At 63.5% G+C, this 19,058-nt stretch carries 21 protein-coding genes, 1 tRNA gene and 1 riboswitch; of the genes, 9 read left to right on the top strand and 13 right to left on the bottom strand.

The features are described 5' to 3' along the window. Positions 1–15: 15 nt before the first annotated feature. Together Q0139_RS01800 and Q0139_RS01795 are read right to left on the bottom strand one after the other, a co-directional pair. The gene (locus Q0139_RS01800; RefSeq protein ID WP_298016402.1) at positions 16–1,029 is read right to left on the bottom strand and encodes a septal ring lytic transglycosylase RlpA family protein; all 1,014 of its coding nucleotides are present in this window, start codon (positions 1,027–1,029) and stop codon (positions 16–18) included. Then, positions 1,013–2,038 carry a lytic transglycosylase domain-containing protein gene (locus Q0139_RS01795; protein ID WP_298016399.1) on the bottom strand — a complete coding sequence of 342 codons (1,026 nt, stop codon included), beginning with the start codon at positions 2,036–2,038 and terminating at the stop codon, positions 1,013–1,015. The genes Q0139_RS01800 and Q0139_RS01795 overlap by 17 nt, the downstream gene beginning before the upstream one ends. A 104-nt stretch (positions 2,039–2,142) precedes the next feature. Here Q0139_RS01795 and Q0139_RS01790 point away from each other — a divergent pair. From Q0139_RS01790 to Q0139_RS01770, 5 genes are all read left to right on the top strand, one after another. Beyond that, positions 2,143–2,230, top strand: a tRNA-Ser gene (locus Q0139_RS01790). Between the two features lie 148 nt (positions 2,231–2,378). Further along, entirely contained in the window at positions 2,379–2,897 is a 519-nt protein-coding gene (locus tag Q0139_RS01785; protein WP_298016396.1) for a helix-turn-helix transcriptional regulator, read from the top strand. Between the two features lie 28 nt (positions 2,898–2,925). Further along, positions 2,926–3,300, top strand: a complete 375-nt coding sequence (locus Q0139_RS01780; RefSeq protein ID WP_298016393.1) for a hypothetical protein — start codon at positions 2,926–2,928, stop codon at positions 3,298–3,300. A 64-nt stretch (positions 3,301–3,364) separates the two neighbouring features. Then, positions 3,365–3,796 carry a hypothetical protein gene (locus tag Q0139_RS01775; protein ID WP_298016390.1) on the top strand — a complete coding sequence of 144 codons (432 nt, stop codon included), beginning with the start codon at positions 3,365–3,367 and terminating at the stop codon, positions 3,794–3,796. A 91-nt stretch (positions 3,797–3,887) separates the two neighbouring features. Beyond that, positions 3,888–4,085, top strand: coding sequence for a hypothetical protein (locus Q0139_RS01770; protein WP_298016387.1), 198 nt, complete (start codon positions 3,888–3,890; stop codon positions 4,083–4,085). A 31-nt stretch (positions 4,086–4,116) separates the two neighbouring features. Here Q0139_RS01770 and rpmE read toward each other — a convergent pair whose 3' ends face one another. Next, on the bottom strand, positions 4,117–4,347 hold the full coding sequence (rpmE, locus tag Q0139_RS01765; RefSeq protein ID WP_298016384.1) for a 50S ribosomal protein L31: 231 nt from the start codon (positions 4,345–4,347) through the stop codon (positions 4,117–4,119). A 101-nt stretch (positions 4,348–4,448) separates the two neighbouring features. Continuing rightward, positions 4,449–4,640, top strand: a riboswitch (cobalamin riboswitch). Between the two features lie 85 nt (positions 4,641–4,725). Here rpmE and Q0139_RS01760 point away from each other — a divergent pair. From Q0139_RS01760 to Q0139_RS01745, 4 genes are read left to right on the top strand one after another with little or no spacing between them, the layout of a single operon-like run. After that, positions 4,726–6,612 (top strand): TonB-dependent siderophore receptor, encoded by a 1,887-nt coding sequence (locus Q0139_RS01760; protein ID WP_298016381.1) that lies wholly within the window; start codon positions 4,726–4,728, stop codon positions 6,610–6,612. Then, entirely contained in the window at positions 6,581–7,372 is a 792-nt protein-coding gene (locus Q0139_RS01755; protein ID WP_298016378.1) for a hypothetical protein, read from the top strand. The genes Q0139_RS01760 and Q0139_RS01755 overlap by 32 nt, the downstream gene beginning before the upstream one ends. Positions 7,373–7,374: 2 nt before the next feature. Beyond that, positions 7,375–8,337, top strand: coding sequence for an iron ABC transporter permease (locus Q0139_RS01750; RefSeq protein WP_298016375.1), 963 nt, complete (start codon positions 7,375–7,377; stop codon positions 8,335–8,337). Further along, positions 8,334–9,041 (top strand): ABC transporter ATP-binding protein, encoded by a 708-nt coding sequence (locus tag Q0139_RS01745; protein WP_298016372.1) that lies wholly within the window; start codon positions 8,334–8,336, stop codon positions 9,039–9,041. Before Q0139_RS01750 ends, Q0139_RS01745 begins: the two co-directional genes overlap by 4 nt. On the opposite strand, the gene fabZ is transcribed toward Q0139_RS01745, so the two are convergent. The 10 genes from fabZ to tsf all read right to left on the bottom strand — a co-directional run bounded on the left by fabZ (position 9,038) and on the right by tsf (position 19,045). Beyond that, entirely contained in the window at positions 9,038–9,520 is a 483-nt protein-coding gene (gene fabZ, locus Q0139_RS01740) for a 3-hydroxyacyl-ACP dehydratase FabZ (protein ID WP_298016368.1), read from the bottom strand. The two genes, Q0139_RS01745 and fabZ, sit on opposite strands and share 4 nt — an antisense overlap. Further along, complete coding sequence (locus tag Q0139_RS01735; RefSeq protein ID WP_298016365.1) at positions 9,517–10,119, bottom strand: OmpH family outer membrane protein; 603 nt, start codon at positions 10,117–10,119, stop codon at positions 9,517–9,519. The genes fabZ and Q0139_RS01735 overlap by 4 nt, the downstream gene beginning before the upstream one ends. Further along, positions 10,119–12,782, bottom strand: coding sequence for an outer membrane protein assembly factor BamA (gene bamA / locus Q0139_RS01730; protein ID WP_298016363.1), 2,664 nt, complete (start codon positions 12,780–12,782; stop codon positions 10,119–10,121). Before bamA ends, Q0139_RS01735 begins: the two co-directional genes overlap by 1 nt. Before the next feature lie 154 nt (positions 12,783–12,936). Next, a complete protein-coding gene (gene rseP / locus Q0139_RS01725; RefSeq protein ID WP_298016360.1) occupies positions 12,937–14,046 on the bottom strand; it encodes an RIP metalloprotease RseP in 1,110 nt (369 codons plus the stop codon). Beyond that, complete coding sequence (locus tag Q0139_RS01720) at positions 14,043–15,206, bottom strand: 1-deoxy-D-xylulose-5-phosphate reductoisomerase (RefSeq protein ID WP_298016357.1); 1,164 nt, start codon at positions 15,204–15,206, stop codon at positions 14,043–14,045. Before Q0139_RS01720 ends, rseP begins: the two co-directional genes overlap by 4 nt. Continuing rightward, positions 15,203–16,000 (bottom strand): phosphatidate cytidylyltransferase, encoded by a 798-nt coding sequence (locus tag Q0139_RS01715; protein ID WP_298016354.1) that lies wholly within the window; start codon positions 15,998–16,000, stop codon positions 15,203–15,205. The genes Q0139_RS01720 and Q0139_RS01715 overlap by 4 nt, the downstream gene beginning before the upstream one ends. Beyond that, the gene (locus Q0139_RS01710) at positions 15,997–16,707 is read right to left on the bottom strand and encodes an isoprenyl transferase (RefSeq protein WP_298016571.1); all 711 of its coding nucleotides are present in this window, start codon (positions 16,705–16,707) and stop codon (positions 15,997–15,999) included. Before Q0139_RS01710 ends, Q0139_RS01715 begins: the two co-directional genes overlap by 4 nt. A 44-nt stretch (positions 16,708–16,751) precedes the next feature. Further along, a complete protein-coding gene (frr, locus tag Q0139_RS01705) occupies positions 16,752–17,309 on the bottom strand; it encodes a ribosome recycling factor (RefSeq protein WP_298016351.1) in 558 nt (185 codons plus the stop codon). After that, positions 17,309–18,037 (bottom strand): UMP kinase, encoded by a 729-nt coding sequence (gene pyrH / locus Q0139_RS01700; protein WP_298016348.1) that lies wholly within the window; start codon positions 18,035–18,037, stop codon positions 17,309–17,311. The genes frr and pyrH overlap by 1 nt, the downstream gene beginning before the upstream one ends. Before the next feature lie 108 nt (positions 18,038–18,145). Further along, on the bottom strand, positions 18,146–19,045 hold the full coding sequence (gene tsf, locus Q0139_RS01695; protein ID WP_298016568.1) for a translation elongation factor Ts: 900 nt from the start codon (positions 19,043–19,045) through the stop codon (positions 18,146–18,148). Positions 19,046–19,058 lie beyond the last annotated feature (13 nt).

Genomic DNA, 19,058 nt, shown 5'->3' with positions numbered 1-19,058 from the left:
AATTTTCCGGTTGAATTAGCGGTCGCGGAAGATGCGGGCGTCACTATAGCCAGCCGAGCGCGCCCGCGCGAGGGCCTGCTGCGCTTCTGTGGAATTCGCATAGGGGCCGATGCGAACGCGCCGGACCGATCCCGACGTGTCGACAACGACATTACCGAGCTGTGCCGCGCGGCGCGCCAGACGATCCGCGTTGGCGGCATTCGAAAAGGCCCCGAGCTGGACGAAATAGCCGCTGCCCGACGCCACGGGAGCGGGGCGCGCTGAAGGCGTGGGCCGCGACCCGGCCACTTCCTCGATCGGCTCGCGCGTTTGCCACGTGACGCCGCTATTCTGGCTGGTCGCGGAAAAAGTGGGCGGTGGGCGGCTGGTCGCTGCCGGTGGCGCGCTGTTTGCCGCATTGGCGCCGGACGGTGGCGCGGCATCGGGAATCGTCCCGCCACCGCGCTGAAACTGGTCGCGTAGCGCGGCCAGCAATTGCGGCGAAGCGTTCATGCGATCGCCAGCGCTCCGCCCGCTCCTCAGCGCGGCGCGATCGGCCTCTGGCGGTTCGACGCGGCGGACGCGAACGGGCGCGGTTCCGCGATCGATGATGCCGAGCTGTTGTGCGGCGCCATAAGACAGGTCGATGATCCGGTCCGGCGAGAATGGCCCGCGATCGTTGATCCGGACGAGGATCGTCCGGCCCGTGTCGAGCGACGTGACTTCGACATAGGATGGCAGTGGAAGAGTGCGGTGCGCGGCAGAGATACGCGCGGGATCGAAGCGCTCGCCATTGGCCGTCTGTCGTCCGGCGAGCTCGTTGCCATAATAGGAGGCAAGACCCGTCTGATCATAGCGTTCGTCGCGCGGCGTATAGGTGGCGCCGCCGACCTGATAGGGCGGGCCGACGCGCACGGGCATGTCGGAAACGGCGGCGACCGATGCCATCTCGCCCGACCCCGCCGGAGGCAACCGGTCGAGACCGCCACCGCCCGCGCAGGCTGTGAGCGCGGCGAGACTCGCGGCCGTCAGGCTAGCGCGAAATTTCATCGGAAAGCAGCCCCACCGCCATCGCGTAGAAATTGGAACAGTTGTAATCGAGGATAGCGCGGTAATTCTGCGTCAGCAGATAGGCCGTTTCGCCCGGGCCATCGGGCTCGAGCAGCGTCGCGAGCACGTCGTCGCCCAGCGTCCGTCCGACCGGTCGCACACCCATCGCCCGCCATTCCGCCATGGTGATCCAGCGGCTGTGCCTTTCGAACACGCGGGGGCACCGGGTCGGGGTGGTACGGTTGGCGACTGCGGCGCGATTGAAGCCCTGCGGGAGCGCCACGGGGATGCCCCAGGGCTGATCGCCCCGCCATCCCGACTGGTGCAGATAATGCGCGATCGAGAACAGCGCGTCGGCTTCGCTGTCCCAGATATTCGCCTCGCCATCGCCATCGCCATCGCGCGCCAGGCGCAGATAGACCGACGGCATGAATTGCGGGCGGCCCATCGCGCCGGCCCAGCTGCCGGTCAGGCGGTAGCGCGGAACGCCGTTCTGCACCATCTGCATTGCCGCGATCAGCTCCGATTCGAACAGCGTGCGCCGGCGTCCTTCATAGGCGAGCGTCGCGAGCGCGCTGAGCACGTCGGAGCGACCCATATAGCCGCCGAAATTGGTTTCCTTGCCGTAGATGGCGAGGATCACACCCGCCGGAACGCCATATTCGCGCTGAATTTCCGCAAACAGCGTACGCCAGCGCGCGGCGAGCTCGCGACCTTGCGGCGCCTTGCCTATCGCGGCGCGTTGTTCGTCGGAGCCGGTGAAGCGAGGAATCGGCCCCGTACCTCCACCGCCGCTCGCCTCGCGGTCGATGCGGATCACGCTTTCGGTGAATTCCAGCGTCGGGATGACGGAATTCAGGGTGCTTTGTGTGATCCCCTGGGCCTGGGCGCGGGGGCGCAACTGTTCGAGATAGTCGCGAAAGCCTGCCGCGCTCTGCGCCGAGGCCGCGCCAGCGCTCAATGTCGCCGCAATCGTCGCGATGGCCACTATCAAAGCGCGAAATTTCATGGTCATGTCTCTCCGCAACCTCGCATCGCGCACCTCCTGTAGACAGGTTTGCGCGTTGAACTTTCCGTACAAGTTGCGATAGCAGGATGAGCGCATCGCGCAACGGAAGGGTGGCAGAGTGGTCGAATGCACCGGTCTTGAAAACCGGCGATGTGCAAGCATCCGTGGGTTCGAATCCCACCCCTTCCGCCACTAAAAAAGGGGTTTCTCGCCAACTGGCAGATTGAAACTCTTTTCGAACTTCCGGTCCGATACGGAAGAATTCGCGCTTCGCTGCTGTATTTTCCGGGATGTCCAACTATGTATGGCCGCCAACAGGGCGCAACGACATCGGGGAAATATGGACGACGGCGAGAGAATCAGCCGGCTCTCGGAAGGCCAGAAACAGTGCCTGCGCCTCGTGTCGCAGCTCAAGACGTCGAAGGAAATTGCCCGCGATCTCGATATTTCGCCGCATACGGTGGATCAACGCATCAAGGTAGCAATCCGCACTCTCGGCGTAGAAAGCCGCGCCGAAGCGGCTCGCCTGCTTGGTGAGAGCGAAGCCGAACAGGCCGGCACGTCATACCAAGGATTGGTATACCCCTCTCCGGACATTGCCGGGCACGCCGGAAAGGCTGCACACAGGGCTCAGGACGACGGGGTCGATGCGGACCCTCCGGTCGCTCAAGGCAGTGCTCACGAAGAGCTTGCTGCCGGAAGCGGACTGGAGGGCGAGGCGGAGCCCCCCCGTTCGAGGGGACATAACGACCTCAACGCATGGCAACGGCTTGCGGTAATCATGGCTATCGCCTTCGGTTCCGCGCTCGCATTCGGTGCCATTCTCGCAGGTCTCGATGCTCTCTCACGATTGAGCTGAACGTCAAACGTCATTTGGCGGGAACAACGTGCAAGCTGCGCTTGCGCGAAGGGAGGAACTTATGCGTAACGAACGTATCGCCGCGGCCCGTGAGGTTGCCGACAAACTTTTCGAGGCTGAAGCTGCACTGGATGTGGCGATTGCCCGCGCCGCCGAACTCGCCGCTTCGATTCCGAATGCGCGGCGCGGTGCCAATCTCGCCGCCTGTGTCGGACAGGAAGCCTTTATGTGTGCCGCCAACATGCTCCCCAAGCTTGCAGAGGCACGCGAACATCTGGTCACCGCGCACGATCGCCTTGAGGTGACCAAAACCGAGATCGGTCTTCGCCATATGGCGTTTGGCGACACTACCGGAAAACCGTCGGGCGAAGGTGAACTTCGCATCGTCGGTCAGGCCGCCTAGCGCATCGATCCCGCGTGATGGAGGCCACCTTGACCGGGCCACTTTCATGTGGTCCGGTCAAGGCATGCTTTACGCCGTGATGTACAACACTGTTCTTTTGGGCGCTTGCCTTTTTGCCGGTCTGTACGGACGATGGCCGGAACGGGTTGGCATTGCGATGTTGTTCGTCGCATCGCATGTCACGGGCGTGGTTCGGTTGCTCGTTGGCGCCGACTTTTCGAAATTCGAGTCCTGGGTGTCGGGCATCGACATATTGGTACTCGTCGCGTTGATCGTCCTCTCCTTGAGGGCCGACCGGTTCTGGCCGTTATGGGCGGCAGGTTTCCATCTGGCGGGCCTCGCGACGCATCTGGCCGTCTATGTCGGCGGCGTGCCGACACCCATGGCTTACGCCCATGGATTGATATTCTGGTCCTATGCCGTGCTGGCCGCATTGGTAGCAGGAACATGGTTTGAAGTCGTGCGGCCCCACCGTCGGCCAGTGTACCGCGCTTAACCACAACAACAATGAAAATGGATCATTCTGGCGACGCGGCATCGCGCGGCCTGTGATAGGCGCCGCCCGGTATTTCGGGAGACGGCAAGCCTTGGTTGACGAACGCGAACAGATCCGTGTCGATGACGCTTATGCGCGCGAACGGTACCGCCTGATGCGGGTCGCCATCGATATCGCCGAAAAGCTGGACGAGCTGGAACGGCGGCTGGATCCGGACGGGCCGCCGCCGCGCCATGCATCCATGGCCTATCAGCGCCTGCGGGCGATGACGCAGGACGATCAACGGTAGCAGTAGGAGCGCGAACAGCGTCGCGCGCCGCCTATTTCTTCTTGAGCGAAAGCCCGCCGAACCGCTTGTTGAAGCGATCGATCCGGCCACCTGTATCGACGAGATTGCGGCTGCCGCCGGTCCAGGCCGGGTGCGATTTCGGGTCGACGTCGAGGTTGAGCGTTTCGCCCTCTGCGCCCCAGGTCGAACGGGTCTGGAACTCGGAACCATCGGTCATCTTGACCGTGATCATGTGATAATCGGGATGGGTATCGGTTTTCATTGAATCGGCTTTCTTTGCGGCTGGTTTCCGACCAGCCTCCAAGCGAAGGCGCGCATCTAGCGACTGCGCCTGCGCTTGACAAGGGCGCATCACCGGCCCTAGCGGCCTTTCCAGGCAAAGGTGCCGCCCGGCATGGGTGGTGAAAAGGGAAGCCGGTGCGAATCCGGCGCTGTGCCCGCAACTGTAAGCGGTGCGCCCTCCCCCTCACAGCCACTGGATGCGGTGCGTCCGGGAAGGCGGGGATCGGCGATACACCGCGAGTCAGGAGACCTGCCTTCGCCGTCGTCCATGCCCGGCCGGGACCAGCCGATCGCATGGGGAGCCTTCCGGCGCCCTTCGTGACGACATTTGTGTGTCGATTGCGAAGGAGATTTATCGATGAGTATTGTTTTGATCGCCGCCGCACAGGCGGTTCCCCTGTCCGTTCCCGATCCGATCCTCGTGACGGCGGCTCGTGTCCCGGTCGAGTCCAATGACAGCGGCGTGTCCTCGACCGTGATCGACGAAGAGCGCATCGAATCGCGCGGCGAAGATCAGGTGGTCAACTATCTGCGCACGACACCCGGGACGGCGATTTCCGTCTCGGGCGGGCGCGGAACGCAGGCGCAGCTCCGGATCCGCGGCGCCGAGGCGAACCACACGCTGCTCTTTATCGACGGCATTTCGTTCAACGCGCCGACGACTGGCAATGAGCCGCGATTCGAAGATATCCTGGCCGGCGGGCTCGGCCGGATCGAAATCGTTCGCGGGCCCCAATCGGCGCTCTGGGGTTCGGAAGCGATCGGCGGTGTGATCGCGCTGGACAGCCCCGACCCACTCGGCGGGACGCGCGTTTCCGGATACGGCGAATACGGATCGCGGGACAGTCTGCGCGGCGTACTTTCCGGTACCTTCGGCGATGATCGCCATGGCCTCACGCTGACCGCGAGCCGCTCCGAAAGCGACGGGATCGACATTCTCGGCGGCGGAACCGGCGACCGTGACGGGTACACCAATCGCACTGTCGGACTTGTCGGCAAGATCCGTCCGGCGCCCAATGGAGAAATCGGCGTTTCCGCACGCTATATCGACGCGGAAATCGCGTTCGACGGCTCCGACCCGGTGACCTTCCTGCGCGCCGACACGGCCGATACGACTGACGCGGAGACGTTCGGTATTCGCGGATGGGCAACGCTCGGGGTCGATCCGGCCATGCCCTGGTCGATCCATGCCGAGGCGCAGTATCTCGACTCATCGAACCGGAATTTTCTCAATGCAGCTCCCCGGAATCGCACGAGCGGCGATCGCTTCAGGGTATCGGGCCAGGTCGAACGCCGGCTGTCTTTTGGCGGCACCCGGCATAACCTGATCGCGGCGATCGAGCAGGAGGACGAGAATTTTCAGGCGCGCGATCAGGAATTCGGCGGCGCGACCGATCAGGACCGGTCGCGCAACCGCACGGCCTATATCGGCGAATGGCGCGCCGAGTGGGCCGATATCCTGACCACCGATATCACGGTGCGCCATGACGATTTCAGCGACTTTGCCGATGCGACGACGTTCCGTGCACTCGCCAGTGCCGAGCTTTCCCCGGGTCTGTCCGTCTTCGCCTCCTATGGCGAAGGCATTGCGCAACCGACCTTCTTCGATCTTTTCGGCTTTTTCCCGGGCAGTTTCGTCGGCAACCCTGCACTGAGGCCCGAACGTTCGGCAGGATATGAGATCGGCGGCCAATGGCGGGGCGAAAATGTCGCGCTTTCCGTCACCTATTTTCGATCCGAACTCGAGAACGAAATCGTTTCGGTGTTCGATTCGACGACATTTCTCTCGTCGGTCGCCAACGCCACGGGCGAAAGCGGCAGGCAGGGAATAGAGGTGGCCATCGGAGCGACACCCCTGCCCGGTCTTCGGATCGATGCGAATTACACCTATCTCGATGCCGACGATCAGCAAGTCGCCGGCGGCGCCGAATTGCGCGAGGTCCGGCGGCCGCGACACAGCGCGAATATCAGCTTCGACTACAGATCCGGCCCGCTCACGATCGGCGGGGCCATCGCCTATGTCGGCGATCGCCGAGACACCGATTTCGACCTGTTCCCGTCCCAGACCGTGACGCTCGACGACTATTTCCTGGCCTCGGCCCGGATCGGCTATGAGGTGACGGAGGGAGTCGAGATCTTCGCCCGGGGCGAAAACCTGTTCGATGAGGAGTATCAGGATGTGGTCGGTTATGCGACGCCGGGTATGGCGGTTTATGGCGGCGTGCGTCTGCGCTTCGGCGGCTAGTGCCGCGCCGGCCGGGCCGGGCGATGTTGACGCGCGCGCGCCGCGCGTCGCCTCGCTCAACCTGTGCACCGACGAGTTTGTGCTGCTGCTGGCCGAACCGGAACAGATCGTTTCGGTGACCCATCTGGCGCAGGACCGGCACGAATTCCCCTGGTGGCGTTCGGCAAGGCTTTATACGGCGAACGACGGAAGCGTGGCCTCCGTCGCCGCCGATCAGCCCGACATCATTCTGACGATGGGTGGCACGGGACGCGACCAGCAGAGACTGGCTCGCGCTATCGATGCCGAGCTCGTCGTGATCCCCTTTCCGCAGGATTTGGCGGCGATCGAAGAAGCGATCGGAACGGTTGCGGCGCGGCTGGAGCAACCGGCACGCGGCCGGCGCGTCCTGCGCCAATTCGGCGCCTTGATGCGGACACGCCCCGAGGTCGAAACCGAGGGCGTCTTCCTGAGTGGTGGCGGGCAGAGCGCGGCGGCGGGCGGCATTGCGGACCAATGGCTGTCGCTTGCCGGGGTGGACCAGCCGGACGATCAGGGCTTTCGGATGACGGCCGAGCAATTGCTGCGCGATCCGCCCGGCCTCGTGATCCGCAGCGATTATCGCCGGAACCAGACGTCGCGCGGCAATTTTTGGCCCGGCTTTCGCATCTTGCGCCGGTTGGCGGTGCGACAGATCGCGACCGATGGCCGTCGCTGGACATGCGCGGGGCCATCGCTGATCCCTGAAATCCGGCGATTGCGGGCGGCGCTGGCGGGATGACGATGCGACTTGCCCTTGCGCTGATTTTGCTCACTGCACTGTTGCTGGCGGCATCGCTGGCCGTGCCGGCGCAGGGCTTGTTCGACCTTTGGGCCGACGATCCCGACGTGGCCCGCATCATCCTTGTGGAGCTTCGGCTGCCTCGCTCGCTGCTCGCGCTGTTCTACGGCCTTGTGCTCGGTGCATCGGGTGCCGCCATCCAGGCGCTGTTTGCGAACCCCCTCGCCTCGCCCGATATAACCGGCGCGACCGGGTCGGCGGCACTGGGCGCTGTGCTGTTCGCCTATATTTTCGGGCTGGCATCGCCCTTCTGGCTCGCGGTCGGCGGCATTGCAGGGGCTTCGGTGGGACTCGCCGCCCTGTTGCTGCTCGCCGGACCGAAAGCCGAAACCGCGACGCTGCTCCTGGCGGGGATCGCCATCAGCACCATTGCCGGGGCGGCGACGGCGTTGGCGCTGGCGCTCGCCCCCTCCCCCTTCGCCTTTTACGACGCCTATGAGTGGCTGATGGGTTCGCTCATCGACCGGAGCCTGCCGCAGCTCGCCTTCGTCGCCATCCCCGCCGCGCTCGTCACCATCTGGCTGGCCTTGCAGGGTCCTGCGCTGGACAGGCTGGCGCTCGGCGAGGACGCGGCCGAAGCCATGGGATATCGCATCGTTCGGATGCGCGTTATGATCATCGCTGCAACGGCGATCGGCGTTGGTGCCGCGGTATCCGTTTGCGGCGCCGTCGGCTTTATTGGCTTGGTCGGCCCGGTCATCGCCCGGCGCCTCGTGGATGGACATCCGGGCCGCGCGATCGTACCGGCGGCGATGATCGGCGCGATATTGCTGCTCGCCGCCGATCTTGCGATCCGCGCTGCGCCGCCGGATCGAACCATCCCGGTCGGCGTCCTCACGGCGATGATCGGCACGCCCTTCTTCCTCTGGCTGATCGCGACGATGCGGTGGAGGGCAGGCCCATGACGGTTTTGTATCGCGCGCAGGGGCTTTTGATCGCCGGTCGTCTGGAGCCGACGGATCTGAGGCTCAAGTCGGGCGAATTGGCTATCCTCGTCGGCCCCAATGGCGCGGGCAAGACGAGCCTGTTGCGCGCAGCGGCAGGCATCGAGGGTGACGCCGAAGACATTGTGCTGGCGGGAACGCCATTGCGGAAGGTGTCGCCGGCCAGACGATCCCGGCTTCTGGCTTTCGCCGGAGCGTCACGCGATGTCCGATGGCCGCTGCGTGCACGCGATTATGTCGCGCTGGGGCTGACAAGCCGGAGTGATCATGACCGTATCGAGCGGGCACTGAAAAGATTTTCGGCTGAGAAATTCGGGTCTCGCCGGATCGATCGGCTTTCAACCGGCGAACGCAGCCGCGTGATGCTGGCAAGGGCGATTGTCGCCGAGCCGAATGTCATCCTTCTCGACGAACCTTGCTCGAACCTCGATCCCTATTGGCAGGTCGGGGTTGTCGAATGCCTGCGGGACTATGTCCGATCAGGAAAGACGGCGCTGATTTCGGTTCACGATCTCGATCTGGCGCTCGCCCATGCCGATCGGCTGATCGTCATGGATCGTGGCCGAATAGTGAGCGATGCGCCGCCGGCGGATGCCGGGACGGAAGCACTGATCGGCGATGTTTTTTCGGTTGCTCGCAATGCGAGCGGCTGGAATCGGATCTAGCTCTCAGGCGGATCGGCGATCATTGCCGTAAATTCGCATTCGGCGGCCAGCTTGTCGCCGAGCCAGGCCTCGCCCGCGAACTTGCAGACCGGGAAGCGCTTCTTCGAATAGCGTACCTTGAAGGTCAGCATGCAGCCGGGTTCGACCGGCGCGCGGAACTTCGCGTTGTCGATCGCCATGAAATAGACGAGCTTGCCGCTGTCGAGCAGGTCGAGCTCGTTGACGGCCATGATCGCGGCCGTCTGTGCCATCGCTTCCACGATCATCACGCCCGGCATGATCGGGCGGTCGGGGAAATGCCCCTGGAAGAATTGCTCGTTCATCGTCACGCCCTTTACGGCCGTGATCGATTCACCGGGGACGATTTCCTCGACCCGGTCGACGAGCAGCATCGGATAACGATGCGGGATAGCCGCCATGACCTGCCGGATATCCAGCGCGGTCATGGCGGTGTCCGTCTTCGTTTCGTTTTCGCTCATCGGCCTTCGGTCGAACCGGCGGGTGCCGGCGGCGTGGGCGGAGGCGGAGCCGTTACGTTGACGCTCGGCAGTGCGGCGTTGAGCGCCGTCAGCACACTGTCGGTGATGTCGATCGGCTGGGCGTGCGCATAGGTGGCCGCCGTGTCCATCGCGACATTGGCGCCGCGGGCCTGCATCTGCTGCTGGATGATCGGTGACAGGCGCTCGGAAATCTGCTGGCGGACATAGGCGATGTTGCGCTGGATCGTCTGCTGCTGCTGGCCGATTTCCTGCTGTGCATTCTGCTGGTTCGTGCGGAAGGTCTGAATGCGCTGCTGCAGAGCCGCATCCGGATTGCCGCCGGCGGCCTGCACGGCTTGCGCGATCGCCTGCTGTTCGGTCTCGAGCGGCGCGGCTAGGGTCTGCGAGCGCGTCTGCAGCGCCTGTCCCTGAGCCTGGAGCTGGCTGTTGGCGGCGACGCAGGCCGTGCATTCGCTGAAGATACGGTCCGAATCCACCACGGCGATAACCGCCGGCGGAAGCTGCTGCGCCGAGGCCGCGGTGGGAAGGACGGCGGCCGCCAGAGCGGTCCCGGCCATCAGGGCGAGATTTTTGGTCATCAGAATTGGGTTCCTACGTTGAATGAAAAGATCTTGTTGTCGTCGCCATCTTCTTTGAGGAGGGCGTACGCGAAATCGACGCGGAACGGCCCGAAGGGCGAGTTCCACGATACGCCGGCGCCGATCGTCACGCGCGGCGAAGGCGAATCCCCGACGAAGCGTTCGAGGAATGGCGCGATGGCCTGATTGGCAGGCGCGTTCGCCTCCCCATCCGTAACCGCATCGGGCGTCAACTGTCCATCAGGTCCGATGAACAGTCCATTGCCGTTTGCGTCGCGGATACGGATCAGCTGCGGCCCGGGCACACCATTGGTGCACGGCGTCTGACCGATCGTGTTGCCATCCTCGTCGAGACACGGGAAGGTTTGGAGCACAGGATCGGTTACGCCAAACACCGACCCGACATCGACGTAGATGGACGGGCGGAAGCCGAGTTCGCGTGCGCCCGTCCCGAGCGGAATTTCAAGCTCCGCACGACCGAGATAATAGGCCCGGCCGCCGATCGCATCGTCGCTGATCTGCCTCCGATCCTCCACGAGGTCGTTCGTGCCGGTAATGTAGGGAATGCGCTGCACGCGCGGGCCGACACCGCGAATGTCGAAGCCGCGGATTTGCGGTTCGCCGAGAAAGAAACGGTCCGTGAGCCGGACATCGTCGACGCCCGCGCCGCCGCGACTGTCGAACGAATGGATATAGCCGGCCTCTGCACTGAGCCCGAAGATGAAGCCGGAACCCAGATTGAAATACTGGTCGGCATCGATGCGCGAACGCAGATAGTGGACGTCTCCGCCGACACCCGCGAAATCCTGGCTGAAGATCAGCCTCCGACCGCGCGTCGGGCGGATATTGCTGTCGAGATTGTTGTAGACGAGCGAATAGCCGATCGTCGAAACGATCCGGTTGCCGATGGCATCGCACAGGAAGCGCCCGGCGAGCAGCGGGCTGCACTCACCGTTGATGAAGAAGGTATTCTCGTCGAGTGTCACGTCTTCCTGGTTCAGGCCATAGCGGGCGGCGAGCGTCACATATTCGGTGAGCGGAATGCCGGCACGGACCTGAAAGCCCGTCGTTACCTGCGAATAGGTCGTATTGCGCTCATTCCCCAGGAAGTTGAACGAATCGAAGTCGCGGCGGAACACGTCGACGCCCAGCGCGATATTGCGGTCGAAGAGATAGGGCTCGGTAAAGCCGAGTTCGATCGAGTTGGAATAGCTCGAATAGTTGATCCCGGCGCGGAGCTCCTGGCCGCGGCCGAGGAAGTTGCGCTGCCGCACCGAGAGATTGAGGATGAACTGCTCGATGCTCGAAAAACCGGCTGAAATCTGCAATTCGCCGGTCGCGCGTTCCTCGACATTGGCGGCCAGCACGATGCGGTCGGGCCCGGAGCCCGGAACCTGCTCGATCTCGAAACCTTCCTGGAAGAAGCCGAGCGAACGGATGCGGTTCTGCGAGCGGCGGATGGCGACGCTGTTGAACGCATCGCCTTCCTGAACGCGGAATTCGCGGCGGATGACCTTGTCGCGAGTCAGGGTGTTTCCGTTGACGTCGATCCGTTCGATATAGACGCGCGGCGCTTCCTGGATGCGGAAGCGCACGTCCATGGTCCGTTCCTCGCGATTGATGGCGAATTCCGGCTGTGCTTCTGCGAACGCATAACCCAGCAAACCCGCCGTCTCGTTGAGAATATCGATCGTGTCCTCGATGCGCTGGGCATTGTACCAGTCGCCCGCCTCGATCGGGATGAACTGCGAGAACTGCTCCTCTCGGAAATCGCGCAGATCGCTGTCGAGTTCGATGTTGCCGAAGCGATAGCGCTCGCCCTCTTCCACCACATAGGTGATGATGAAGTCTCGGCGGTCCGGCGTCAGTTCGGCAACGGCCGAGATCACGCGGAAGTCGGCATAGCCTTCGGTCAGGTAGAACTGCCGGAGCCTTTGCTGGTCGAACGCCAGGCGATCGGGATCATAGGTGTCGCGCGACGTGAAGAAGCGGAAGAAGCGCGCCTGCTTCGTCGCCATCTCCGAGCGCAGCTCGCCGTCCGAGAATATCTCGTTGCCGATGACGTTGATTTGCCGGACCTTGGAACGCGGCCCCTCGTTGATTTCGTAGACGATATCGACGCGATTCTGGTCCAGCGTGACCATCTGCGGTTCGACGGTCGCGGCAAACCGGCCGCGGCGACGATAAAGCTCGATAATCCGGCTGACGTCGGCGCGAATACGCGACCGTGTGAAGATCTGGCGCGGCGCGAGACGGATTTCAGCGCTTAGGTCTTCATCGTCGATGCGGCGATTGCCCTCGAGGATAATCCGGTTGATGACGGGGTTTTCCTGTACGACCACCGTGAGAACACCTTGATCGTCCCGGATCTCGACATCGGCAAACAGCTCTGTTTCGAACAGGTCGCGCAGCGCTTCGTCGAGTTGCTCGCGGGTATATTCCTGGCCCGGCTGCAGATCGATATACGAGCGCACGGTATCGGGCTCGATGCGCTGCGAGCCTTCGACATTAATCGCGCGAATGACACCGGTCGGTTGCGGCGGCGCCGTCAGCGAATTGGCGGGCACTGCGGGGGGCGTGAGCTCGACCGCTTCAGGCGCTTCGGCGCCTTCGTCCTGTGCGGCGGCGGGCGCGGCAAAACCGCCGAGGATCGTTCCCACCATCAATGCGGTTGCCAGCCGACGGCGAGGATACGGTCTTTTACTCATCTGCACGCGGTCAAACCCTTTTTGTCGTAATCTTTGAGCGGCGGCGAATCCCGCAAAAGCTGCGGCACGCCCTGCCCGATTGGCGTGAACCTATCAAGCCATACAGCCGCTAGAAGAGCCCAAAGGAACTCAAGTCGATAAACGTTACCATGATCATGAAACCGAGCAGAACCACGAGGCCCATGCGAAACGCCCATTCCTGTGCCTCCGCTCCGACAGGTTTCCGGCGCACCGCTTCGGCGGCATAGAAAACCAAATGACCCCCGTCGAGCATCGGGATTGGCAACAGGTTGATGAATCCCAGATTAATTGAGATGATCGCAACGAACATAAGAAACGCGTAAAGCCCGAGGCTTGCCGTTTGCCCGGAATATTGCGCGATCTTGAGCGGCCCGCCGAGTTCCTGAACCGATCGCTGCCCGGTGACGATCTGCCGCAATCCGACGAGAATCATTTCAAGGTTCGCGCCGGTGCGCTCGATCGCGGCGCCCGGCAGTTCCAGGATGCCGAGCGGCTCGATCTCAAGAAGGTTTCCCTCGACGCCGAGCCTGCCGATCCGCGCCTCGTTTCCGAAACGGTCGGTGACGATGGTTTCCTCGGGCGCTGCCTCGAGCGTCACCGTTTGACCATCGCGTTCGATGCTGAACCGCATCGATTGATCCGGGCGGAGCATCACGATTTCGGCAAGTTCTTCGAACCGGTCGATGCTACGTCCGTCGACGCTGAGGATCCGGTCGCCGACTTCGAACCCGGCGCTTTGCGCCACGGAGTCTTCGGTAACGCCCGATACGACGGCAGGATTCTGCGGCATCCCGTAGGTGCCGAAAACGGCCATGTAGATGACGATGGCGAGAAGGAAATTGATGAGCGGCCCGGCGGCAACGATGGCGAAACGTTGCCAGACGGGGCGGAACTGGAACAGCTTTGCCTTTTCTTCGTCCGGAAGCGTTTGCGCCGCGATGTCGGGTTGGCTGACGGCGTTCATGTCGCCGGCGAATTTCACATAGCCGCCCAAGGGCATCCAGCCGATCTTCCAGCGCGTGCCGCGCCGGTCGGTCCATCCGGCGATCTCGCGGCCGAAACCGATCGAAAATGTATCCGATTTCACGCCGAGCCAGCGCGCCACGAGATAGTGCCCCATCTCGTGCACGAACACGAGCACGGAGATAACCAGCAGGAACATGAGGATGGTGTAGATGAGGCCCGGGCTTTCGATCATGCCGCCTGCTTCTCCATCGCCTCATCGGCATAACGTCGCGCCTCGCGATCGATCGCGAAAACATCGTCTAGCTTGCCGGGGGCCGGCGGCGTGTAGCGGTCCAGAACCTCCGCGACAATGCCGGTAATCTGCAGGAATCCGATATTATGTGCGAGGAACGCGGCGACCGCCTGCTCATTTGCCGCGTTCAGGATCGCGGGCTTGGCTCCGCCCTCCTCCATCGCCGCGCGTGCCAGCGCGATGGCGGGAAAGCGTTCGGTGTCGGGCGCCTCGAAATCGAGCCGGCCGATCGCTGTGAGATCGAGCCGTTCGCACGGCGTTTCCATTCGGTCCGGCCAGGCCAGCGTATGAGCGATCGGCGTGCGCATGTCCGGCGCGCCCATCTGCGCGAGCACCGATCCGTCGACATATTCGACCATCGAATGGACGACCGACTGCGGATGGACGACGATCGCATATTGTGCGGGAGACAGGCCGAAGAGATGCGCCGCTTCGATCAGTTCGAGCCCCTTGTTCATCATCGTCGCCGAATCGATCGAAATTTTCGCGCCCATCGACCAGTTGGGGTGCTGGACCGCGCGTTCGGGTGTCACCGCGCGCATCGCCTCCCGGTCCCAGGTCCGGAACGGCCCGCCCGAGGCCGTGAGGACGATACGCTCGACCCGTTCGGGCCGTGTCGGATCGAGACATTGGAAGATTGCATTATGCTCGGAATCGACGGGCAGGATCGCGACGTCCCTCTCCTTCGCCGCGCGCGTCATGATCGCGCCGGCCGAGACCAGCGATTCCTTGTTGGCCAGCGCAAGCGTCGATCCCGCTTCGATCGCATCCATGACCGGGCGAATGCCCGCCGCGCCGACAATGGCCGCCATGACGAGGTCCGCGCCGCGCTGTGCCGCATCGCAAATGCCTTGGGCGCCGCTAGCCGTTTCGATGCCCGTGCCCGAAAGCGCGTCCGCAAGCTCGCCGGATAGGCTTTCGTCACCGATCACGGCCAGTTTCGCCTGACTGTTCCGGGCCGCCAGTGCGAGCCCCTCAACGTCGCGATAGGCTGTCAGCGCCTCGATGGAGAATGCGTCGGGGTTACGGTCGATGAGATCGAGCGTCGAGCTTCCTACCGAGCCGGTCGCGCCCAAAATCGTTATACTCTTGCGGCTCATACAACGCCTCCGGCGGCCATCGCGGCGACGCAGATCGCGACCGGCATCAATCCATCGAGCCGGTCGAGAGCGCCGCCATGACCGGGAAAGATGCCCGAGGCGTCCTTGACCCCTGCCCGCCGCTTGAGCCAGCTTTCGTAGAGATCGCCCGCCTGCGCGACAATCGCAAACAACCCGGAAAGCGGTATGAGCCAGTTCGGCAGTTCGGTATTGACGATGATCAGCGATCCGACAAGCAGCGCGCTCGCAACCCCGCCGATCAGACCCGCCCATGTCTTGTTCGGGCTAAGCGAAGGAGCGAGCTTGGGGCCGCCGATTTTCTTGCCCGAGAAATAGGCGCCGATATCGGTCGCCCAGACAATGGCAAGCGTCCACAACGTCAATTGAATACCTGTCACGTCCCGCAGATACATGATCGCGACGATCGACAGTCCGATATAGAGCAAGCCGAAGCCCAGCCGGACACTCAGGCTCAGGGCGGCCACGGCTGCCGCTCCACCCGCGAGCGCCCCGATGCTGATCCAGTCGATCGGGCGGATCATCGGCTGGACGAAGATCAGGAAAGCGGCCATGCCGGCAATCGCGACGACCATCTTCCATGGCCGCACGCCCATGAGCAGTGCCCACTCGCCCGTCATCACCAGCGCCAGCAATGCGGCCAGCGCCCAGAATGGCGTTCGACCGGCGTAGAGCGCCGCCAGCGCCACACCAATCAGGATGACTGCCGTTGCACTTCGCTTGAGCAGGTGACGAAATTCGCTGGGCCGTGCAAGATCGGTCACAGATTCGGTCACAGGCCGCCAAATCGGCGTTCGCGACGCCCGAATTCCGCAATGGCCGCTGCCAGTTCGTCGGCATCGAAGTCCGGCCAGAGTGTGTCGGTGAAATGCAGCTCGGCATAGGCGGCCTGCCACAACAGGAAGTTCGACAGCCGCTTTTCGCCCGAGGTCCGGATCAGCAGGTCGAGCGGCGGCAGTTCGGTTGTGCTCAGCCGCGCCGCGACAGTGCTCTCGTCGATCGACTCCGGATCGAGCGTTCCATCCTTCGCCTCTCGCGCCAGGTCGCGCGCCACGGCGGCCAGCTCGCTTTGCGAACCGTAATTCAACGCCACGGCCAGCGTGGCGCGCCGATTGTCCGCCGTCCGCGCAATCGCATCGTCGATCAGGGCGACGACATCGCTCTCGAAGGCATGGTAATCGCCGATCACCTTGATCCTGATCCCCGCTTCGGCGAGCTGACCCAGTTCCCTACGGATGAAGCGGCGTAGCAAATCCATCAGATCGGCGATTTCGGTCGCCGGGCGGCGCCAATTCTCCGAGGAAAAGGCATAGAGCGTCAGTACCTCTATCCCGAGATCGCCCGCCGCCCTGACGATCACCTGCGCGGCTTCGACGCCCTTTCGGTGTCCGGCGACGCGCGGCAGGCCGCGGCGTTTCGCCCAGCGGCCGTTGCCGTCCATGATGATCGCGACATGGCGCGGGGCCCCGGGCCGGCCCGACATCGGCTCCGGGCCGCCTTCCTCGTCCGTCCTGGCCGTTTCGGCCGTCACAGTTCGAGGATTTCCTTTTCTTTTTCCGCGGTGATCTTCTCGATCTCGGCAATCTTGTCGTCGGTCAGCTTCTGGACATCGGCTTCGGACCGCTTGCGGTCGTCCTCGCCGATTTCCTTCTTGTTCTCGTCGGCCTTGAGATCGTCCATGCCGTCGCGGCGGACGTTCCGAACGGCGACTTTCGCCTTTTCGGCATATTGCCCGGAAAGCTTGGCCAGCTCCTTGCGGCGTTCCTCGGTCAAATCCGGGATCGGCAGGCGGATCGTCTGGCCGTCGAGCTGCGGATTGAGGCCGAGCCCGGCCGCGCGGATCGCCTTTTCGACCGGCTGGACGTTGGACCCGTCCCACACTGACACCGTGATCATTCGCGGTTCGGGAACGTTGACCGTCGCCACCTGGTTGATCGGCATCTTCGACCCGTAAACCTCGACCTGGATCGGATCGAGCAGCGACGCACTCGCCCTTCCCGTCCGCAACCCGCCGAAGTCGCTCTTCAGCGAGTCGATGGCGCCGTCCATGCGGCGTTCCAGTTCCGCCTTGTCATATTGTGCCATCAGGCATCTCCTTCCTGCTGAACGATCGTCGCCGTTCCGCTTCCCGCCAGCACGCTGGCGAGGTTGTTCTGTTCGCGGATGTTGAAGACGACGATCGGAATATCGTTGTCGCGGCACAGCGCGACCGCAGCCGCATCCATGACCTTGAGATTGTCGGACAGGACCCGGTTGAAGCTCAAGCTGTCATAGCGCTTGGCACCTTCGACCTGGTTCGGGTCGGCATCGTATACGCCATCGACGCTCGTACCCTTGAACAGCGCATCGCAGCCCATCTCGGCTGCGCGCAGCGCGGCGGCCGTATCAGTAGTGAAATAAGGATTGCCGGTGCCGGCGGCGAAGATGACGATCCGCCCCTTCTCCATGTGCCGCACAGCGCGGCGGCGAATATAGGGCTCGCAGACCGTATCCATCGGAATGGCGGAAAGGACGCGCGTGTCCTGCCCGATCTGTTCGAGCGCATTCTGGACGGCGAGCGCATTCATCACCGTGGCGAGCATACCCATATAGTCGGCGCTGGTCCGGTCGAAGCCCTTGGCGGCAGCGGCGAGCCCCCGGAAGATGTTGCCGCCACCGACGACGAGGCACAGCTCATGTCCCGCGTCGCGCGCGGCGGCGACTTCGCGCGCCAGTCGCGCCGTCGTTTCGGGGTCGATTCCGAACTGACCGTCGCCCATCAGGGCTTCGCCGGAAAGTTTCAGCAGGATGCGGTTAAAGCGCGGGCGGGACATCGCCGGACGGGACTTTCAGTGGTGATAAGCAAGCGGCGCGCACCCTAGTGAGGGTGCGCGCCGCTGCCAAGCATTTGATTGCCTTGAGAAGGGAATAAGGCCGGTCGATCAGCCCGCAACGGCGGCGGCGACCTCGTCGGCGAAATTCTCTTCCTTCTTCGCAATGCCTTCGCCGAGCTGGAAACGGACATAGTCCTTCAGCACGATGGCCGATCCCGCATCTTTGGCGGCGGCGGCGACAACGTCCTCGATCTTTGTCTTGTTGTCCATGACGAAGAGCTGGCTCATCAGCGCGTTTTCCTTGCGGTATTTCGCGATGGCGCCTTCGACCATCTTCTCGATGATGTTGTCGGGCTTGCCGGATTCGGCGGCCTTTTCCTGGGCGATGGCGCGCTCGCGCTCGATCGTGTCGGCGTCGAGATCGTCGCCCGTCAGCGCCAGAGGCGCGGCGGCGGCGATATGCATGGCGAGCTGCTTGCCGAGCGGTTCGAGCACGTCGGCACCGGCATCACTCTCGAGCGCGACCAGCACGCCGATCTTGCCGAGATTCGGCGCAGCGGCGTTGTGAACATAGCTGACGATCGCGCCCTTGGAGACGGCGACATGCGCCACGCGGCGCAGGCTCTGATTCTCGCCGATCGTCGCGATGTTGTCGGTCAGCTTGTCGTTGACCGTCGTCCCGCCCGGATAGTCGGCGGCCTTCAGCGCTTCGACATCACCGTCGGTGTTCAGCGCGATCTCGGTCACCTTCGCGACGAAGTCCTGGAACTGGTCGTTCTTGGCGACGAAGTCGGTTTCCGAGTTCACCTCGACCGCTGCACCCCTGGTGCCTTCGACGGCCACGCCGACAAGGCCCTCGGCCGCCGTGCGGCCGGCTTTCTTGGCGGCGGCGGCGAGACCCTTGGTGCGCAGCCAGTCGACGGCGGCTTCCATGTCGCCGCCATTTTCCTGCAGCGCCTTTTTCGAATCCATCATCCCGGCGCCCGTGCGCTCGCGCAGTTCTTTCACGTCCTTGGCGGAA

The organism is uncultured Parasphingopyxis sp., from assembly GCF_937129435.1.
Lineage (GTDB): Bacteria > Pseudomonadota > Alphaproteobacteria > Sphingomonadales > Sphingomonadaceae > Parasphingopyxis.
The sequence above is the reverse complement of the archived record's forward strand: the minus strand, read 5'-3'. Positions and strand labels throughout refer to the sequence as shown.

Excerpts from the sequence above, each read along its gene's own strand:
- Q0139_RS01785 (WP_298016396.1), top strand. The coding sequence starts at position 2,379 with ATGGACGACGGCGAGAGAATCAGCCGGCTCTCGGAAGGCCAGAAACAG.
- Q0139_RS01800 (WP_298016402.1), bottom strand. The coding sequence starts at position 1,029 with ATGAAATTTCGCGCTAGCCTGACGGCCGCGAGTCTCGCCGCGCTCACA.
- Q0139_RS01795 (WP_298016399.1), bottom strand. The coding sequence starts at position 2,038 with ATGAAATTTCGCGCTTTGATAGTGGCCATCGCGACGATTGCGGCGACA.
- pyrH (WP_298016348.1), bottom strand. The coding sequence starts at position 18,037 with ATGTCCCGCCCGCGCTTTAACCGCATCCTGCTGAAACTTTCCGGCGAA.
- frr (WP_298016351.1), bottom strand. The coding sequence starts at position 17,309 with ATGGCACAATATGACAAGGCGGAACTGGAACGCCGCATGGACGGCGCC.
- Q0139_RS01720 (WP_298016357.1), bottom strand. The coding sequence starts at position 15,206 with ATGAGCCGCAAGAGTATAACGATTTTGGGCGCGACCGGCTCGGTAGGA.
- rseP (WP_298016360.1), bottom strand. The coding sequence starts at position 14,046 with ATGATCGAAAGCCCGGGCCTCATCTACACCATCCTCATGTTCCTGCTG.
- Q0139_RS01745 (WP_298016372.1), top strand. The coding sequence starts at position 8,334 with ATGACGGTTTTGTATCGCGCGCAGGGGCTTTTGATCGCCGGTCGTCTG.
- Q0139_RS01735 (WP_298016365.1), bottom strand. The coding sequence starts at position 10,119 with ATGACCAAAAATCTCGCCCTGATGGCCGGGACCGCTCTGGCGGCCGCC.
- Q0139_RS01760 (WP_298016381.1), top strand. The coding sequence starts at position 4,726 with ATGAGTATTGTTTTGATCGCCGCCGCACAGGCGGTTCCCCTGTCCGTT.
- Q0139_RS01775 (WP_298016390.1), top strand. The coding sequence starts at position 3,365 with ATGCTTTACGCCGTGATGTACAACACTGTTCTTTTGGGCGCTTGCCTT.
- Q0139_RS01755 (WP_298016378.1), top strand. The coding sequence starts at position 6,581 with ATGGCGGCGTGCGTCTGCGCTTCGGCGGCTAGTGCCGCGCCGGCCGGG.
- Q0139_RS01710 (WP_298016571.1), bottom strand. The coding sequence starts at position 16,707 with ATGTCGGGCCGGCCCGGGGCCCCGCGCCATGTCGCGATCATCATGGAC.
- rpmE (WP_298016384.1), bottom strand. The coding sequence starts at position 4,347 with ATGAAAACCGATACCCATCCCGATTATCACATGATCACGGTCAAGATG.
- Q0139_RS01750 (WP_298016375.1), top strand. The coding sequence starts at position 7,375 with ATGCGACTTGCCCTTGCGCTGATTTTGCTCACTGCACTGTTGCTGGCG.
- fabZ (WP_298016368.1), bottom strand. The coding sequence starts at position 9,520 with ATGAGCGAAAACGAAACGAAGACGGACACCGCCATGACCGCGCTGGAT.
- bamA (WP_298016363.1), bottom strand. The coding sequence starts at position 12,782 with ATGGTGGGAACGATCCTCGGCGGTTTTGCCGCGCCCGCCGCCGCACAG.